At 52.1% G+C, this 1,461-nt stretch carries 1 protein-coding gene; it reads right to left on the bottom strand.

Annotated elements, in window-relative coordinates:
• Nucleotides 1-286: 286 nt before the first annotated feature.
• Nucleotides 287-1,291, bottom strand: coding sequence for an IS110 family transposase (locus UC14_RS22655; protein ID WP_112198481.1), 1,005 nt, complete (start codon nt 1,289-1,291; stop codon nt 287-289).
• Between the last annotated feature and the right edge of the window lie 170 nt (nt 1,292-1,461).

Genomic DNA, 1,461 nt, shown 5'->3' on the forward strand with positions numbered 1-1,461 from the left:
CCATAAAAATCTATGGTCACCCCCTTTTTTGCAACGTTGATTTTGATTTATGATGGGCTTGCTTAAATCTATACGGCGTCTGATGGGCAACCTTACGTTGCCCGCGCCACGATGAAGTCCGCGCCTGCAGAACCTTAAAAAGCGGACGGCTTCAAAGAGCCATTTTTTATGTCAGGTTCATCCGCAGGTCGCTGTGCCGTTCATGTCATCAATAATCAGTCGTCGCAAAACCAGAAAGTCACTACGTAACGCCTAAGAGCTAACAGTTCGTCCCTGTTGGCTCTTTTTATTGGATAAAAGCTGTACGATGGGTTGTCACCGACCAGGCTATTCGGGCCAGTTTGTTGGCTAACCCGCAGGCCACTACGTTCGAGTGATGCCGCGAGAGCTGGGCCTTCACCCAGTCAGCCAGCCGCCCCTGATTGTGTTCAAGTCGTTGCATAAAAGCGCGAGCGCATTGCACCAGAAGACGTCGCAGATTTTTATCCCCGCGCTTACTGATGCCCATTAGCGTACTTTTTCCGCCAGTGCTGTACTGACGTGGGACTAACCCCGTCGATGCAGCAAAGTCCCTGCTGCTGGCATAACTTTTTCCATCGCCAGGCTTCGTGGCTAAAAGGCTTGCCGTGATAAGTCCAACGCCGGGGATAGTCAGCAAGCGCTGTGCGGTATCGTCATCCGCCATGTGGGTTTTTAACTCTTGTTCGAGTTCTTCAATCTGTTCAGTGAGGTAGGCGTAATGCTGATGGAGACGCATAAGTAATCGCGCTAAATAAGGCGGCAGTTCGTGCTCTTCAAGCACCGCGGCAAGACGCCTGATAACCGCGATGCCGCGCGGCATGCTAATGCCAAACTCCAGCAGGAAAGCGTGCATCTGGTTGGTGGTTTTAACGCGGTCTCTGACGATTGCGTCACGGACGCGATGAAGCGCCGACATAGCCTGCTGGTCTTCGGTTCGCGGAGTCACGAAGCGCATAGAAGGTCGTGATGCGGCTTCGCAGATAGCCTCGGCATCAATGAAATCGTTCTTATTGCTTTTAACGAAGGGTCGGACAAACTGAGGAGAGATGAGCTTCACCTGATGCCCGAACTGGCTGATGTGCCGGGCCATAAAATGGGCGCCCGCACAGGACTCCATAACAACGGTAGAAGCGGCACAAGTAGAGAGAAAGGCGGTTAACGGGTTGCGGGAAAACTTCTTACGTAGCAATGCATTACCGTTTTTATCCTGAGCGTGGACATGGAACGAATGCTTGCCGAGGTCAATACCGATGAGCGTAACGTTTTGCATGATGATCCCCTTCAGAAAGAAAAACACCCTGTCAGCGTACCGCTCACAGGGTGGGGGTGACCATCTTATTAAGGGGGCCTGCCCTAAGGCAGAACCCCTTTTCACTTCCTTCCTTTCAGCTTCACGCTCACCGATACTTTCCGGCGGCGTTTATCGAGGTCTTTAATCAG

Origin of the sequence: Rahnella sp. NRRL B-41462 (genome assembly GCF_003263525.1) — a bacterium.
In the GTDB taxonomy this organism is placed as follows: Bacteria; Pseudomonadota; Gammaproteobacteria; order Enterobacterales; family Enterobacteriaceae; genus Rahnella; species Rahnella aceris.

Excerpts from the sequence above, each read along its gene's own strand:
- UC14_RS22655 (WP_112198481.1), bottom strand. The coding sequence starts at position 1,291 with ATGCAAAACGTTACGCTCATCGGTATTGACCTCGGCAAGCATTCGTTC.